The following is a 15693-nucleotide window of genomic DNA, read 5'->3' as shown; positions in this document are numbered from 1 at the left end:
GTCTTGGGAGACCGTCGCCCAGCCTGCCCCCACGCTTGCGACGGTCTCGCCTTCTCATTCGGGAGGCTTACGGAATGTGGCTTCGCCTCAGTACGGCGAAGTCCTCTTCTGCATGATAGGAGGACCGGGTCAACGGGCTGGCCGCAACCATCAGGAAGCCCTTTGCCCGAGCCAAGCTCTCATAGTCGGAGAACTCCTCCGGCGGGGCATAACGCGCCACCGGATGATGCCGCGGCGTGGGCCGGAGATACTGGCCGATGGTCAGGAAATCGACGCCGGCCGTGCGCATGTCGTCCATGACCTGAAGAACCTCCCTGCGCTCTTCGCCAAGGCCGAGCATGATGCCGGATTTGGTGAAGATCGTTGCCTGCCGCTCCTTCACCCGATCAAGCAGGCGGAGCGAGTGGTAATAGCGCGCGCCAGGCCGCACGGTCGCGTAGAGGCGCGGCACGGTCTCCAGATTGTGGTTGAAGACGTCCGGGCAGGCGTCGGCCACCGCCTCGATGGCGCCCGCCTTGTTGCGGAAGTCGGGGGTGAGGATCTCGATGGTCGTCGCTGGGGATGCGGCGCGGATCCTCTCGATGCACCGCACGAACTGCCGGGCGCCACCGTCCGGGAGGTCGTCCCGGTCCACCGAGGTGACGACCACGTGGCGCAGGCCAAGCTCCAGGACCGCTTCGGCCAGCCGCTCCGGCTCGTGCGGGTCGAGCGCGTCGGGGCGTCCGGTCGCCACGTTGCAGAAGGCGCAGGCCCGCGTGCACACGCTGCCCAGGATCATCACCGTGGCGTGCCGCTTGCTCCAGCACTCGCCGATGTTGGGGCAAGCCGCCTCTTCGCAGACGGTGTGCAGGGCGTGCCGCCGGACCAGGGCGTGGGTCTCGTCATGGGCCCCGGCGGACGGCGCGCGGACGCGGAGCCAAGCCGGCTTTTCGGCCTGATGGACCGGCGCTTGGTGGAACGCGGGCATGGCCGTCACTCCGCGGCCGCGGCGGCGGGGGCCGCCGGCTGCACGATGATCTTCACGTTCCGATCCTTGTTGTGGACCAGCTCCTCGAACCCGCGCGAGACGATCTCGTCCAGCCCGATCCGCCCGGTGATCAGCGGCTGCACGTCCAGCCGGCCGTCGGCGATGAAGCGGATGACGTCCGCGAATTCGCCGTTGTAGGCCAGCGATCCGATGACCTGCTTCTCCGTCGCGACAATCTCGAAGAAGTTGAATTCGCTGGGCTCCTCGAAGATGCCGACCAACACCGCCTTCCCCGCCTTGCGGATCACGTCGAGGGCGAGCTTCGCGGTGGAGCGGTGGCCGATGCACTCGAACGACACGTCGGCGCCATAGCCGCCGGTCAGCGCCTTCACCGCGGCGACGGGATCGCACTCCTTGGGATCGAGGACGACGGTCGCCCCGACCTCCATGGCCTTCCGCTTGCGGGCCGCCGACATCTCCAGCACGATCACGCGCCCGGCTCCGGCGGCCCTGGCGCACATGATGGTGCACAGGCCGATGGTGCCGGCGCCCACCACGACGACCGTCTCGCCGACGATGCTGCCGGCTTTCTTCACCGCGTGCATGCCCACGGCCAGCGGTTCGATCAGCGCGCCGGCCTCGGTCGGGAACCCGGGTGGCAGCTTGTAGAGCAGTTCCGCCGGCACGTTCACGTAGCTGGCGAAGGCCCCGTTGTTCATCAGGCCGGTGAAGGCCAGCTTCTCGCAGATGTTGTAGAGGCCCTTCCGGCAGTAATAGCAGGTCCCGCAATGCTGGCAGGCGTCGGCGGCCACGGCGTCGCCCACCGCGAAGCCGGTCACGCCGTCGCCCAGCGCGACGATCTCGCCGCTGAACTCGTGGCCCAGGATGCATTGACCCTTCAGGCCGGTCAGCGGGTGCGGTTCGTTGACCGGGATGAACACCGGCCCCGCCACATATTCGTGAAGGTCGGAGCCGCAGATTCCGCACCAGTGCACCTTGATGCGCGCCCAGCCCGCGGGCGGGGCGGCCGGCAGCGGAACCTCCTCGACCCGGATGTCCCCCCGGCCATGCCAGACCGCAGCCTTCATCGTCACCGCACTCATGCCGGTTTCCTCCGTCTGCTTGGTCTTTTTGAGGCCGGCCCCGGGGCCGGCCTTCCGCGTCAGGCGTGCTTGCGGATGTGGTCCTTCAAGAGGGCGTTCACCTTGCCGGCCGCCTCCATCTGCACCATGTGGCCCGCGTCCGGGATCACCTCGACGCGCTCGGCCGAGGCGAGCGCCGCGGCGTGGGCGGCGGGGATGACGCGGTCCTGCTCGCCCCAGACGACGAGCGTCGGCACGCTCGCCGCGTCGGCGGCCGCCTCCGAAACCCCGATCTGCCGCCCGTTCTCGAACGCCGACGACGCAATGGCCCGCAAGGCGCCGTCCACGCCGTCCAGCCGCTTGTACTTCAGCAGGTCGTCGATCATCTGGCGGCTGACCAGCCCGGGGTCGGCGAACAGGGTTTCCAGCACCGGTTTCAGATCACGGCGCGAGGTGGCCCGGATGAAGCCATCGATGTAGTCCTGGTTGATCTCCCGCCCCAGGCCGGCGGAACAGACCAGCGACAGGGACAGCACGCGCTCCGGCGCGTCCAGCGCCGTGCGCATGGACACCGCACCGCCCATGGAGTGGCCGACCAGATGCGCGGCCGCGATGCCCACCGCGTCCATGAAGGACAGCACCGTTCCGGACAGGCCCGACAGCGACGGATCCGGCAGCGTCTTTGTGCTCTGCCCGTGTCCCGGCAGGTCCAGGGCGTAGACGGTGGCGCTCTCGGCCAACGCATCGATGGTGAACAGCCAGTTGTCGAGGTCGCCGCCGAAGCCGTGGATCAGCAGCACGGTCGATTCCCCCTCGCCGCGCCGGGCGTAGCGGAGAATGCCCGCCCCCGTTTCGGCGAATTCGGTGCGAGGGCCGGCGTCGGCGCCGCCGTCCTCGCCCTCGGCGGCCGGCACGGCGTAGCCGGCGACGAAGGCGTCAATGGCGTCGTCCGGCACGTCGGGGTCGGCCAGCACGCCGATGAGCGCCTTCACGGGATAGACGATGCCCGGCTCACCCAGCACGCGGCGCAGGATGCCGGCGTCGCCGGCCTCGACCACGTTGGTGATCTTATCGGTCTCGACCTCCAGCAGGTCCTCGCCGAGGTTGACGGTGGACCCCGGCGGCTTCAGCCAGCCGGTGACCTTGCCCTCCGACATGGACAGGCCCCACTTGGGCATGACGATGGGCTTGATGCGCTCGTTCACTGTGGACATGGAAAGCGGCTCCGGGATCAGGCGGCGACGATGGTGCGCGACGGCGTGAGGGTGCGGCGGGCGGCGGCTACGATGGCGTCGGCGCCGGGGATGTAGAGGTCCTCCAGCGACGGCGAGAACGGCACCGGCGTGTGCGGCGGGCTCACCATCTGGATGCCGGCCTTCAGTGCGCCGAAAGCGTTCTGCGCCACGAAGGCCGAGATGTCGGTGGCGAGGTTGCAGCGCGGGTGCGCCTCGTCCACCACGACCAGCCGGCCGGTGCGCTCGACGCTGTCGACGATGGTGTCCCAGTCGATGGGCGACAGGGTGCGCAGGTCGATGACCTCCGCCTCCACCTTGTCCTTTGCCAACGCATCGGCGGCGTCCATGGCGCGGTGCACGGTCAGTCCGTAGCTGACGATGGTCACGTCGCCGCCGTCGCGCAGCACGTTCGCCTCGCCGAACGGGATGGCGTAGGCCTCCGCCGGCACGTCGGTCTCGTGGCCGTAGAGGTTCTTGTGCTCGCAGAAGATGACCGGGTCGTTGTCGCGGATCGACTGGATCAGCAGGCCCTTGGCATCGTAGGCGTTCGACGGGCAGACGACCTTGAGGCCGGGGATGTGCGTGAACAGCGGGGTGAGCATCTGCGAGTGCTGGGCCGCCGCGCGGAAGCCGGCGCCGACCATGCCACGGATGACCACCGGCGTCTCGGCCTTGCCGCCGAACATGTAGCGGAACTTGGCCGCCTGGTTGAAGATCTGGTCGAAGCAGACGCCCATGAAGTCCATGAACATCAACTCGGCCACCGGGCGCAGGCCGCAGGTGGCGGCGCCGATGGCGGCGCCGATGTAGGCGGATTCCGATAGCGGCGTGTCCATCAGGCGGTTGCCGTGCTTGGCGAACAGGCCCTTGGTGACGCCCAGGACGCCGCCCCAGGCGTCGTCCTCGCCGGGCGCGCCGGTGCCGCCGACGATGTCCTCGCCCATGAGGATGACGGTCGGGTCGCGGCGCATTTCGAGGTCCAGCGCCTCGTTGATGGCCGTCTTCATGCTGATCTTGCGCGACATGATGTTTCCTCCGTTGAATCCCGTCTTTGGTGCGGGGGTCGGCTCAGTAGGCGACGTACACGTCCGCGAGCAGGTCGGCCGCGGCGGGCAGCGGCGCCGCCTTGGCGCAGCGCACCGCATCCTCGATCAGCGCGAGCACCTCGCGGTCGATGGCCTCCAGCTCGGCGGGCGTGACGGTGCCGGCCTCCGTCAGGCGCTGGGCCAGCAGCTTGATGCAGTCGCGGTTGGCGCGCAGGGTCTCGACCTCGCCCTTGGCGCGGTAGGTCTGGGCGTCACCTTCGAAATGGCCGTAGAAGCGGACCATGTTGCATTCGAGCAGTGCCGGGCCGCCGCCCTCGCGGGCACGCCTGATGATCTCGCCCGCCGCCTCGTGCACGGCGAAGAAGTCGGTGCCGTCCACCGTCACGCCGGGCAGGCCGAAGCCGGTGGCGCGGTCGATGTAGCTGTCGCAGGCGACCGCCCATTCCATGGCCGTGGATTCGGCGTAGCCGTTGTTCTCCACCACGAAGATGACCGGCAGGTTCCAGACGGCGGCGAGATTCATGCTCTCCAGGAAAGTGCCCTGGTTCGACGCGCCGTCGCCCACGAAGGTGATGCCGACGCCGCCGTCGCCCCGGACCTTGGCCGCCAGAGCCGCCCCGCAGACCAGCGGCGCGCCGGCACCGAGGATGCCGTTGGCGCCCATCATGCCCTTGGACAGGTCGGCGATGTGCATCGATCCGCCCTTGCCCCGGCAGGACCCGGTGGCGCGGCCGTAGATCTCCGCCATCATCCCGTGGACATCCACCCCCTTGGCGATGCAGTGGCCGTGCCCGCGGTGGGTGGAGGCGATGCGGTCGTTGTCGTTCAGGTGCATCATGATGCCGGTGGCGCAGGCCTCCTCGCCGGCATAGAGGTGCACGAACCCGGGAATGTCGCCCTTGGCGAAGTCGATGTGCAGCCGCTCCTCGAACTCGCGGATGGTCCGCATGGTCCGGTAGGCTTGCAGCAGCTCCGCCTTGCCGAGCGGAAACGGATTGTCGGTCACGGTCGTTTCTCCCTTGTGGATTGTCAAAGTTCGGCCACCACCGGTGCCGGAGCACCGGTCAGCAGCCTGTTCCGGGCGGCGTGCCGCATGCAGCCGCCCACGTTCACGGTGCGGAAGACATCGTCCCGAAGCGTCAGGGACACGCGGTCTTGCGCCGAGAATGCGATTTCCCGCTCGCCGTCGAGCGCGATGGAGCCGGCCTTCGCCTCCGGCACGAAGGGCACGCCGGCCGGCATGCGGCGCCAGTCGGTGACGCCGACCTTCGCCATCAGCCCCGGCGCGATGGGCGCCGTCAGCACCGTCGTGCCGGCCCCTGGCGTAGCGAGGCGGACCATCAGCCCGCCGCTCTCCGACCGATCCACGGGTTCCAGCAGGCCGGCGATGGCCGACATGCCGATGGTTTCCGGGTCGGCGAAGGTGACGAACAACTCGCGAAAGCTCTCGGGTTTCCAGAGCGCGCGGGCGCCGACGTAGCGTTCGGTGACCAGCGCCACGTCCACCAGTGCGATCTCCTCCACGCGGCCATCGACGGCGACGTCGATGCGCTTGTTCGCCGTGAAGGCGATGTGCGGGGGCACCCGGCCGGTCACCGCCAGCCCGGTCGCCAGCCCGGTGACGGTCGGCTCACGGTGTTCGGGAAAGGCGTTGTTGGTGCCGGTGGAAATGCCGGCGATGGGGACGTCGCCGCAATGGGCCGCCACGGCGCGGTGGGTGCCGTCGCCGCCCAGCACGACGATGGCGGCCACGTCCGCCCGTCGCAGCTCGGCCGCGGCACGATGGGTGTCCGCGACGGTGCCGGTGACCGGCATCGACAGCGCATGGACGGCGGGATAGGGCGCATCGCCGTGCGCCGCGGCCCGCATCAGCCCGCGTGTCACATGGCGGCCGATGCCGCCGTGCTCCGGCATCATCAGCACGTCAGTGATCCCGCAGGAGCGCAGCGCCGCCAGCACCCGCAGGACGATGTTCGCGCGGTCGGCGATCTGAAGGCTCGCTGCGTTCGCGACGACCCGGCGAATGTCGCGTGCCGAAACTGGATTGGCGATGATTCCGACGACCGGTGCCACGCTGCCTTCCCCCGCGTTGCTGTTTGGGGGTTAAAAGCAATGGGCGTGCCAAACCGTTCGTGTGCCTAGCGACCCAGGTTTTGCAAGGGATTGCGCTGCCGATGGCGGTGTTGCGGTCGCCTCACCTGTTGCATGCCCTGTTGCAGGGACGGTGCAACAGGTGTTGCACGCCTCAATCCGCGCGGTGCGGCGGGACGATGCCGAAACGGTGTATCTGCCGGTGAACGGTCGACCGGTCCACGCCCATCTCCCGCGCCACAGCGGAGACATTCCAATGCAGGCGCCGCAGAATCTCGTGCAGGTGGCTGGCCGGATCCTCGCCGTCCGCCGGAACGGCCGTTGCGGCCATCGGCCGAGCGTTGAACTCGGCGTTTCGCTGCACCGGTTCAGGGATGTCCGCCAGTTCGATGCCCCCCTCGGTGCAGACAGCGCAGGCGTAATCCAGAGCGTTGACCAACTCGCGCACGTTTCCAGGCCAGCGGTGAGCGCGCAGTGCCGCCATTGCCGGCGTGGCCAGGGTGTAGCCGATGCCGTCGCGCTCCGCCCGCTCGGCCAGCAGGCGGTCGATCAACCAATCGAGATCGCCGCGCTGACGCAGCGGCGGCAGGGTGAAGACGGCGCCGTTCAGGCGGAAGTAGAGATCGTCACGGAACCTGCCCGCCTTTACCAACTCGATCAGGTCGCGGTGGGTCGCAGCGATCACGCGAACGTCCACGGACACCGCCCTGGTGCGGCCGATGGGGGTGACTTCCCGTTCCGCCAGCACACGCAGAAGGCGCGTCTGCGAGGACAGCGGCATATCGCCGATCTCGTCGAGGAACAGGGTTCCACCGTCGGCTTCCAGGATCAGCCCCTTCTTGCCCCGCGACGTGGCCCCGGTGAAGGAGCCCGGCTCATACCCGAACAGCTCGCTTTCAATCAGCGCTTCCGGCAGGGCAGCGCAATTGACCGCGATGAAGGGCTTGCCCGCCCGCACGCTCGACCGGTGAAGGGCCTTGGCGAGGTGCTCCTTGCCGGTGCCCGTCTCGCCATGGATCAGCAGACTCATCCGCGTGTTCACCAGCTTCGCCGCCCGCATCAGCATCCCTCGCAGCGCGGGATCGCCACCGGAAATGGCCTGCAACGGCTTGGGCAGACGCTCCTCCTCTCCCCCGCGCGGGCGCGGCACCGTGATGGCCGGCGGGGGCATCGCCTGCGCGAACAAGGGCTTGCCACTGCGCCGCAAGCGTAGAGTGCGTTGGTCGGTGGGCAGCGAACGAACGAAGCGCACCAGATCGTCCACGTGGCAATCGAACAGCTCCGAGAAGGAGCGCCCGAGGAGAGGCCCCCGGTTGCCGTCCTCCGACGCCAGCAACTGGCCCGCCCGATGGTTGAACCCGATGATCCGGCCGGCGCTGTCCAAAGCGATCACGAAATCCGGATCCACCTCGGCGAATTCCAGCGAGCCGGAGAGCTTAATCACCCATTCCTGGCGGAAATTGTTGTAAAGGTTGGCGTTTTCGATTTTGTGCACGTAGGCCTTGACCAGTTGGAGCGCCAAATACTGGCTGATCTTCGGCTCCGGCGAGCGAAGCGCCGAGATGTCCAGAACCGCTGCAAGCTTGCCGCCGCTGTCGAATACGGGGGCGGCGGTGCAGGTCAGCGGGATGTGGGTGGCGTCGAAGTGGTCCGTTTGATGGACGGTCAGTGCCTCTCCCGTGGCGATGCAGGTGCCGACCGCGCAGGTGCCCGCTCGCCCCTCGTTCCAGTCGGCACCGAGATAGAGACCGGTCCGGCGCAGATCGCTGTCCGACGCCCGGTCGCCGATGAAATCGACGGTGATGCCCTTGCTGTCGGTGAGCAGGAGGGCGTAGCCCATGCCGGCCACCTGCCGATACAGTGATTCCAGCCCGAAGCGGGCCATGCGCAGGAACTCGTCCATAGCGTCGCGATGCTGCGACAGGCGCTCCTGGGGAAGGATATAGGCTTCGCGCCAGACCGTCGGGTCCAGTTTATGGTCGGCTACGCAACGCCGCCAGGATTCCGTAATGATGGTATCGCGATAAGACGCGACCCCTTCGGCGACGCGCACCAACTCATTGATGTGCGCCGATTTGGCGTTCTCCATCAGCGTTTCCTTCCCGGAGCTGCCATTGATCGTCCTGGCGTGCCCACCGGGAAAGATACCAATCGGCGGACCTGAGGAGCAACGTGTGCAAAAGCACGAGGTTCGTACCGAAGTAAAAGCTTGGAACTGTCTGCGGCCGGATCCATGCGGCGCATCTTTGGTGAGCTTGCACCGGTTCCGGGCGCTGGCGGCGAGGTCCAGGAGCTGCGGATGAACTGCGCCCCCAAGAGCCATCGCCCGCGGGCGGGAGGCGCCATGATCGACGGGCTATCCGGCCTCGCCCAGTTCAAACGCATCGCCGAGACAGCGGTGCCGTCAATCCGCCGGAGGTATGGCGGACTAAAGGCGACGTGATCACGTCCAGTCGGACGAATCCGTCGCATCCAACCGGCATGCCGGTTGCGATTCCATCGAAATCAGACAGACCTTAGAAAGGCCCTCCCCTGCCTCCGGCGGCGGAAAAGTTTGGATCACTTCTCGGTCAGCGCCGTCACCCCGGTCCAGCCGTGCAGGGCCGGCTCGGCGGCGTGCTGGGCCGCGCGTCGGTGCATCACCGCCGCCGCCTTGTCGTCGTTCGCCAGCGCGGCGAAGGCGGCGGCCGCCTCGGCGAAACGGCCGCCGCGCCAGTGCTCCAGCGCTTCGGCGTAGGCGGCGCGGCGTTCGGTGTCGGCGGGGTCCGCGCGGCGCTCCGCCGGCAGCGGCTCCAGGATGGTCACCGGGTGGTCGCGCCCCACCACCTGGATGGTGTCGATGGCGCGGAAGGCCTGCGCGTCGCCGTGGAGGTCGGCCGTGGCATCGGCCACCAGGATGCCGGTGCCGAAGGCCTTGTTCGCCCCCTCCAGCCGCGAGGCGAGGTTCACCGTGTCGCCCATCACCGTGTAGTTGAAGCGCCGCGGCGAGCCGATGTTGCCCATCAGCGCCGGCCCGGTCGCCAGCCCGATGCGCGCCGCGCCGCGCTGGCCGTTCTCGGCGCTCAGCAGCGTCGGGTCGGCGGCCAGCGCCGCCTGCATCTCCAGCGCCGCGTCCACCGCGGCGCGGGCGTGGTTGTCGCCGGCCATGGGCGCACCGAACACGGCGAGGATGGCGTCGCCGATGTACTTGTCGACGAAGCCGCCGTGCTTCTCGACGATGTCGGTCATCACCGTGAAGTAGCGGTTGAGCAGCCGCACCAGCGCCTCGGGCTCCAGCCCTTCGGACATCCTGGTATAGCCGGCAATGTCGGAGAACAGCACGGTGACCGGCCGCTCCTCGCCGCCCAGCTGCGGCATGCGCCCCGAGGCCACCATGGAGTCGACCACGCTGCCCGGCAGGTAGAGGCGGAAGGCGTTGCGCACGTAGCGGCGGTCGCGGTCCACCACCACGAAGCGGAACGCCACCAGCGCCGGGAACACCAGCACCGCCACCAGCGCCGCCGGCACCAGAGGCAGCACCAGCCCGCCCTGGAAGGCCAGCGCCGCCCCCCCACCCCACGCCGCCAGCGCCCCGCCAAGGCCAAGCGCCGCCCACAGCGGCGACAGCGCCAGCGTCAGGCCCGCCGAAAGCGCGGCGGCCAGCGCCAGCACGCCCAGCGTCAGGGCCGGAGGCGCCTCGGTCAGCGTCGTGCCGGTCAGCATGTTGGACACCGCGGCGGCGTGGATGGTGACGCCGGGCACCGTGTCGCGGCGCCGACCGGTGCCGACGAGATCCTCCATCACCGGGAGCGCGCAGCGTGGCGGGAGGTTCTGTCCCTCCGGTTTGGTGACCCAGCGGTTGGAGGTCAGCTTGCGGTCCTCGACGTCCAGCACAGTGCCGAGCAGCACCACCTTGCCGCGGAAATGCCGCTCGAAATAGGCGGGGTCGGTGCAAGCATGGAGGTCGGCCAGCGAGTGGATCGGGAACGCCCCGGCCGCCGTCGGGTGGTTGACCAGCAGCGAGCGGCCGGGCGGCACCGTCCCGCCGGCGCGCTTCACCAACTCGGCGGCGAGGCCGGGTTCCTCCCCCGCCGTGGTGGTGAGCGTCAGGGGCACGCGGCGCAGCACGCCATCGGCGTCCTCCACCAGGTTGACCGACCGGATGTTGGGCGCCCCGCCCACCGCGACGGTGTGGCCGCGGTGCGGCAGCAGCGGCTGCGTGCTGTGCTGCACCTTGGCGAGCACCAGCCGCCCCGCCCGCCCGACGCTGCGCAGCGCCAGCAGAAAGTCGCGCTCGAAGCCGGGGATCGCCGCCTCGGCCGAGGTCGGGTAGACGAGGTCCATGCCGATGGCGGCAACCCCGGCCGCGTCGATGGAGGTCAGCACCTTGCCCAGGTGCGGCGTCCACAGGACCTGCGGCGTGCCGGCGAAGGGCGGACGGCGGTAGGTCTCCTCGTCCAGCGCCACGATGGCGACGCGGTTGGGGTCGGGCGCCGGGCGCGGGCCGTACAGCATCTCCCGCGCCACATAGAGCGTGTCGAGCGACGGCCCCTCCAGCAGCGGCAGCGCAGTCCACGCCGCCCCCACCGCGAGCACGCCAGCCGCCAACGCGGCGGCGAGGAGGTGGGCCGCCGGCGCCACCCTCAGAACCGGATCAGCCGGCCGAGCGCCGGCCCGCCGCCGTCCTTGGCCGCCGGATCGACCTTGACCACGTAGGACTTGGCGCCGGCTGAGACCTTGTAGACCGCGCCGGGCTTCAGCCCTGTCTTGCCCTTGGCGAGGTCGATGGCCTTGCCGGGCACGTTGACGGTCACCGGATCGGCCCCGCCCTCCAGCGGCTCAAACGTCACGCGGCCGGGGGCGCCGGTGACGAGCATCGGACGGGTCTTGTACAGCGTGATCTGCGGCCGCGGCTTGGCGCCCGGCAGGCCGACCGGGGCATCGCGCATGACGGTGACCCCGGCCTTGCCGGCCTCATTGGCGGCCAGCAGCAGCGCTCCGCCGTCGCAGGGCAGCGCCGTGCGCTCGACCGTGCCGCCATCCACCGCCGACTCCCGGCCGCCGATGGTGACGGTGCCGCCGGTGATCGTCTCGTTGGTGCAGGACGTCAGATAGCTCAGAACCAGCGTCTGCTTCGGCGCCAGCGTGATGGTCTTGCCGACCGGCAGCGTGTCCATGATCTGGACGCCGGGGATGGAGCCCGACACCTCCTCCACCAGCGCCGCCGGCCGCTGCGCCAGCGCCGGGCCGGAAGCCAGAAGACATGCCGCCGCCGCGGTCACGAGCAGAGCCTTGGTCATCATCCCCTCCACAACCGGTTGGCGGTCCGACCAGCCGATTTTTCACGCAGAACACTGAAACTGTTGGACAAATCCACGATAAGGCAGCACTGGGCGTGGCGCAACCGCCTCACCGCACCCCCGCCGTGCGCTGCGGTCCCTTCACGTTCAGCAGGTAGTCGCCGCCCTCGTCGTAGCCGGCGGCCTTGATGACCCCGTACTGCGGGGTCTGCGGCACCTCGGCGGTGACGTCGTCGCGCACCTGGGTGAACAGCTCATAGCCGCCGCTGTCGCTGGGCATCTGGCGCATGCGGGTGATCATCGCCGCGGCGAAGGGAGAGTTGGTCTCGCCATCCGCCACCGGCTCGTCGCCGCCCGACGACATCGCCATCACCGAACGGCGGCCGAGCAGCTGTTCCGGCGCCGTCCGCGCCACGCCGGGATCGACCTTCTGTTCACGCGTGAACGCGCCGGAATAGCAACTGTCCGACACCACCAGGATCTGCTTGGCCGGCATGCGGTTGAGGAAGCGCGCCACGTCGTTGTTGGATACCCAGTTCTTCGGGTTGTCGGCGTCCGCGTCGGCCGGCAGCCAATAACCCGTGCCGGTCTCCTGCACCTCGTAGCCGTGGCCGGCGTAGTAGAGCATCACCTGGTCCTGCTCGCCGATCTCGCGCCCCAGCGAGCGCATGGTCTCGATGATCTGCGCCTTGGTCGGGTTGGCCAGCACCCGCGTCTCGTAGCCGAGCCGCTCGTTGAGCGCCGCGCCCACCGCCGCCACGTCGCCGGCAGGGGTTTTCAGCGGCGGGATCAGCGGGTTGGTGTAGGTGTCGGTGGCGATCATCAGCGCGATCTTGCGGCCGGCGCGCGGCACGTCGGCGACCGGGGCGCTGGCCTGGGTGGCCTCGACGGCGATGCGCTTCTCGGTGATGGTGCCGGTCTCGTCGGTGACGCTCAGCACCACCTCGTTCTGGCCCGGCACCACGGCGATGTCGGTGCTGAAGTGGCCCTGGTCGTCGACGAAGACCCAGCGGCCGTTGACCCGCGCCTCGCGGATGCGGCCGCTCTGCTCGATCCTGCCCTCCACCACCTTGCGGCCGCCGGCGGCGTCGCGTGGGGCGTCCAGGGTGACGATGCGCGGCGGCTCGCCGCTGCCGCCGCGGCCGAACAGGTCGGCGGCGTGCGGGTCGGCGACCAGCGACTGCACGGCGCCGTTCATCGTCTGGGTGCGCTGCTCGCGGTCGACGTGCTGGTAAAGCGCCAAGTAGGTCTTGAGCAGCGGCGTCTCGACGCCGCCGGACTTGGCCGCCGCCTTGACGTCGGCGTAGCCGGCGCCACCGCCCGATACCGCGCTCTGCAGCAGGCCGCCGACGGCGCGCGCCGTCGGGTCGTCGCTGGTGAGCAGGCCGTTGATCAGCTCGGCCGTCGCGACGCTCTGGAAGGCGGCCTTCTGCTCGGCAGCCGACAGGCCGCTCATCGCCGACATCGCCTTGCCCATGCCGCCGCCCGCCACGGCGGCAAGCAGGCGGTCCGCCGCCTCGCGCACCTGCGGCGCGTTCAGCAGAGCCGGCGACGGCAGGTTCAGCGATTGCCCCGCCGCGTGCGCCGCCACCGCGTCGGCCGAGAAGGACAGCGTGCGCCCGCCCAGCGTGACCGCCACCGCCGAGGCCGCGGCGTCGGCGGCGCGACTGGCGGCCTCCGCCCCCTTCAGAGCCGACAGCGTGCCGCTGGCCAGCGCGTTCAGCAGTTCCGACGGCTGGACACCGGGCACCGTCGGGGCGGTCGCGGCGGGCGTCTGCGGCACGGCGGCGGTCACCACCGCCGACGGGGTGGTCGCCGCCGTGGTGGCCGCGACCGCGGGGACGAGGCTGTCCGGGTTGGCGACGCGATCGATGACGGTGCTGACCTGCGGCGTGCTCACCGCCGGAACGGTCGCGGCAGGGGTAACGGCCAGCGTGCCGGGGCGGTAGGTGATCGCGTAGTTGCCGGAGGCCAGCCCGAACGGCGTCACCGCGTAGCCGCCGGCCGGCGAGTCCGCCCCTGCCGCGGTGGTGAAGCTCAGCGTCCCGCCCAGCGCCCCGGGACCCTGGCCGAGCACGAAGCCGTCGTAGCGCGCGGTGAAGGGCGGGTTGGCGGTGCCGGCGGTGCGGGTGGCGTCCTCGGCGGTCACGGTCAACGGTGCCGGCGTCACCGTCAGCGTGCCGGGCGCCAGCGACACCGTGTAATTGGACAGCGCGCCAGCCGTCGGCGTGATCACGTAGCCGCCGACGTCGGAGGACGCGGTCGCCGCGGTGCCGTAGGAAATGCCGAGCCCCGCCGCGGTGTCGCCGTTGCGCAGGCCAGTGACGGTGCCGGTCAGCGCGGGGTTGTCCTGGCCGTAGGTGCGCGACGCGCTCGTCGCGGCGATGGTCAGCGGCGCCGGGGTGATCGACAGCGTGCCGCCGGTGAAGGACAGCGTGTAATTGCCGTTCGACGCCAGCGTCCCCTGGCCGATGGTGTAGCTGCCGACGTTCTCCCCGGCGGTGCGGCTGAGCGCGCCGTTCAGCACCGCGGACGCGCTGTCGGAGCCCTTCAGGCCGCTCGTGGTGTAGGCGAGCGTCGGGTCGGCGTCGCCGTAGACCTTGGTCTGCGCCGTTGCGTTCACCGTCAACGGAGCGGGGGTGACGGTCAGCGTGCCGGTCTCGTACCGGAAGCCATAGCCGGTCGGCGAGATCAGCGTGCCAGCCCCGGCGGTGATGGTGTGTGTGCCCGCCGCGGCGTCGGTGCCGACGGTGCTCAGGCTGGCGTCCCCGGTGTAGGCCAGGGAGGCGGTATCGCCGCTCAGCACGCCGCTGTAGCTGGCGGACAGCGTCGGGTTGGCATCGCCGTAGACACGGCTGGCGTCATCCGCGCGCACCGTGATGTACGGCGTGTTGCCGTACAGGAAGACGTTGCCGGAGCGCGTCACCGTGGACGGCGCATTGGCGGTGTAGCTGCGCGTGTACTCCCGCGTGCCGGACAGACCGCCCTCGGTGCTGCCGTCGCGGGTGGCGGCGTAGATCAGCCAGCGCCCCGTGCCCAGCGACAGCGCACCGGAGCCGCGGCTGTTGGTGAACTCGCCGCCCGCTGCCAGCACGATGTCGGCCGCACCGCTTGCCGCCACCGTGGCGTTGCCGGACAGCGTCAGCGCGCCGGCGGTGCGGATCGACACGCCGCTGGCGTGCGCGCCCACGGCGCCGTCCAGCGTCAGGCCGCCGGCGCTGTCGTACAGGCTGAAGGCGCCGCCGCGGGTGATGGAGCCGAGCGCGGTGATGGTGTTCTCCACGCCGCTTTCGTCGAGGTCGATGGCGCCATCAGCCGACAGAACCAGCCGGCCGACGTTGGTCAGCGCCGCCGTCTGCGTCAGGGCGCCGCCGGTGGCAAGCGACAGCGTGGTGCCGTTCACCGTCAGGCCGGCCGTGCCGCCCACCGTGCCGATGCTCAGGGCGTCCGCGTCGGTGTAGCTGACCGTGCCGGTGTCGCCGGCCAGAGTGGCCACGGCGTTGTTGGCGTTGGTCAGCGTGTAGGCGCCGCCAGTGCCCTTGAGCGACAGGCCCGAAGCGGTGATGGCTTGGCTCTGCGTCACCGCACCGGTGGTGGAGAGCGTCACGTCGCCGGTGCCGGCGCTGAGGCCGGAGACGCCATCCACCGTGCCGATGGCGAAGCCGGTATCGCCGCGGAACGACAGCGCGCCGTTGCCGCTGCCGGCCATCGCCAGCGTCGTGACGCTGTTGGAGTTGGTGCCCAGGCTCACCGCACCGCCGACGCTGAGCCGCAGGTTCGTTGCCGTGATGGCGCCGCTGCCGGACTGCGACACGCCCTGGCCGGTGATCAGGCTGAGCGTCGCGGCGTTCGCGGGGGACACCGCAGCGCTGACGGTGATCGCACCGGCGCCGGCATCACCAATGCGCAGGGTGCCGGCGGTGACGCGATCCAGCTCGGTGTCGGAGAACTCCAGCGCTGAAGCCGCGTCGGTGGTCGAGCCCAGGTCGATGG

General features: G+C 70.0%; 10 protein-coding genes. All 10 read right to left on the bottom strand.

The window, feature by feature from the left end; all coding sequences use genetic code 11:
* Nucleotides 1-67: 67 nt before the first annotated feature.
* Entirely contained in the window at nucleotides 68-967 is a 900-nt protein-coding gene (lipA, locus tag ACRWK7_RS25865; protein ID WP_431859204.1) for a lipoyl synthase, read from the bottom strand.
* Nucleotides 968-972: 5 nt separating this feature from the next.
* On the bottom strand, nucleotides 973-2070 hold the full coding sequence (locus ACRWK7_RS25860; protein WP_431859203.1) for a 2,3-butanediol dehydrogenase: 1098 nt from the start codon (nucleotides 2068-2070) through the stop codon (nucleotides 973-975).
* 59 nt (nucleotides 2071-2129) lie between these two features.
* Nucleotides 2130-3263 carry an acetoin dehydrogenase dihydrolipoyllysine-residue acetyltransferase subunit gene (locus tag ACRWK7_RS25855; RefSeq protein WP_431859202.1) on the bottom strand — a complete coding sequence of 378 codons (1134 nt, stop codon included), beginning with the start codon at nucleotides 3261-3263 and terminating at the stop codon, nucleotides 2130-2132.
* 17 nt (nucleotides 3264-3280) lie between these two features.
* On the bottom strand, nucleotides 3281-4309 hold the full coding sequence (locus ACRWK7_RS25850; protein ID WP_431859201.1) for an alpha-ketoacid dehydrogenase subunit beta: 1029 nt from the start codon (nucleotides 4307-4309) through the stop codon (nucleotides 3281-3283).
* A 43-nt stretch (nucleotides 4310-4352) separates the two neighbouring features.
* Nucleotides 4353-5336: a thiamine pyrophosphate-dependent dehydrogenase E1 component subunit alpha gene (locus tag ACRWK7_RS25845; RefSeq protein ID WP_431859200.1), complete on the bottom strand. Its 984-nt coding sequence runs from the start codon at nucleotides 5334-5336 to the stop codon at nucleotides 4353-4355.
* A 23-nt stretch (nucleotides 5337-5359) separates the two neighbouring features.
* Nucleotides 5360-6403 (bottom strand): ATP-NAD kinase family protein, encoded by a 1044-nt coding sequence (locus tag ACRWK7_RS25840; RefSeq protein ID WP_431859199.1) that lies wholly within the window; start codon nucleotides 6401-6403, stop codon nucleotides 5360-5362.
* 172 nt (nucleotides 6404-6575) lie between these two features.
* On the bottom strand, nucleotides 6576-8510 hold the full coding sequence (locus ACRWK7_RS25835) for a sigma-54-dependent Fis family transcriptional regulator (protein WP_431859198.1): 1935 nt from the start codon (nucleotides 8508-8510) through the stop codon (nucleotides 6576-6578).
* A gap of 470 nt (nucleotides 8511-8980) precedes the next feature.
* Nucleotides 8981-11041, bottom strand: a complete 2061-nt coding sequence (locus tag ACRWK7_RS25830) for an adenylate/guanylate cyclase domain-containing protein (protein ID WP_431859197.1) — start codon at nucleotides 11039-11041, stop codon at nucleotides 8981-8983.
* 2 nt (nucleotides 11042-11043) lie between these two features.
* Entirely contained in the window at nucleotides 11044-11700 is a 657-nt protein-coding gene (locus ACRWK7_RS25825; protein ID WP_431859196.1) for a hypothetical protein, read from the bottom strand.
* Nucleotides 11701-11809: 109 nt separating this feature from the next.
* The coding region (locus ACRWK7_RS25820; protein ID WP_431859195.1) for an MBG domain-containing protein at nucleotides 11810-15693 on the bottom strand (3884 nt) is incomplete at its 5' end.

Source organism: Azospirillum sp. (assembly GCF_050789165.1).
Note: the sequence above shows the minus strand (reverse complement) of the source record. Positions and strands in the feature narration are given on the sequence as shown.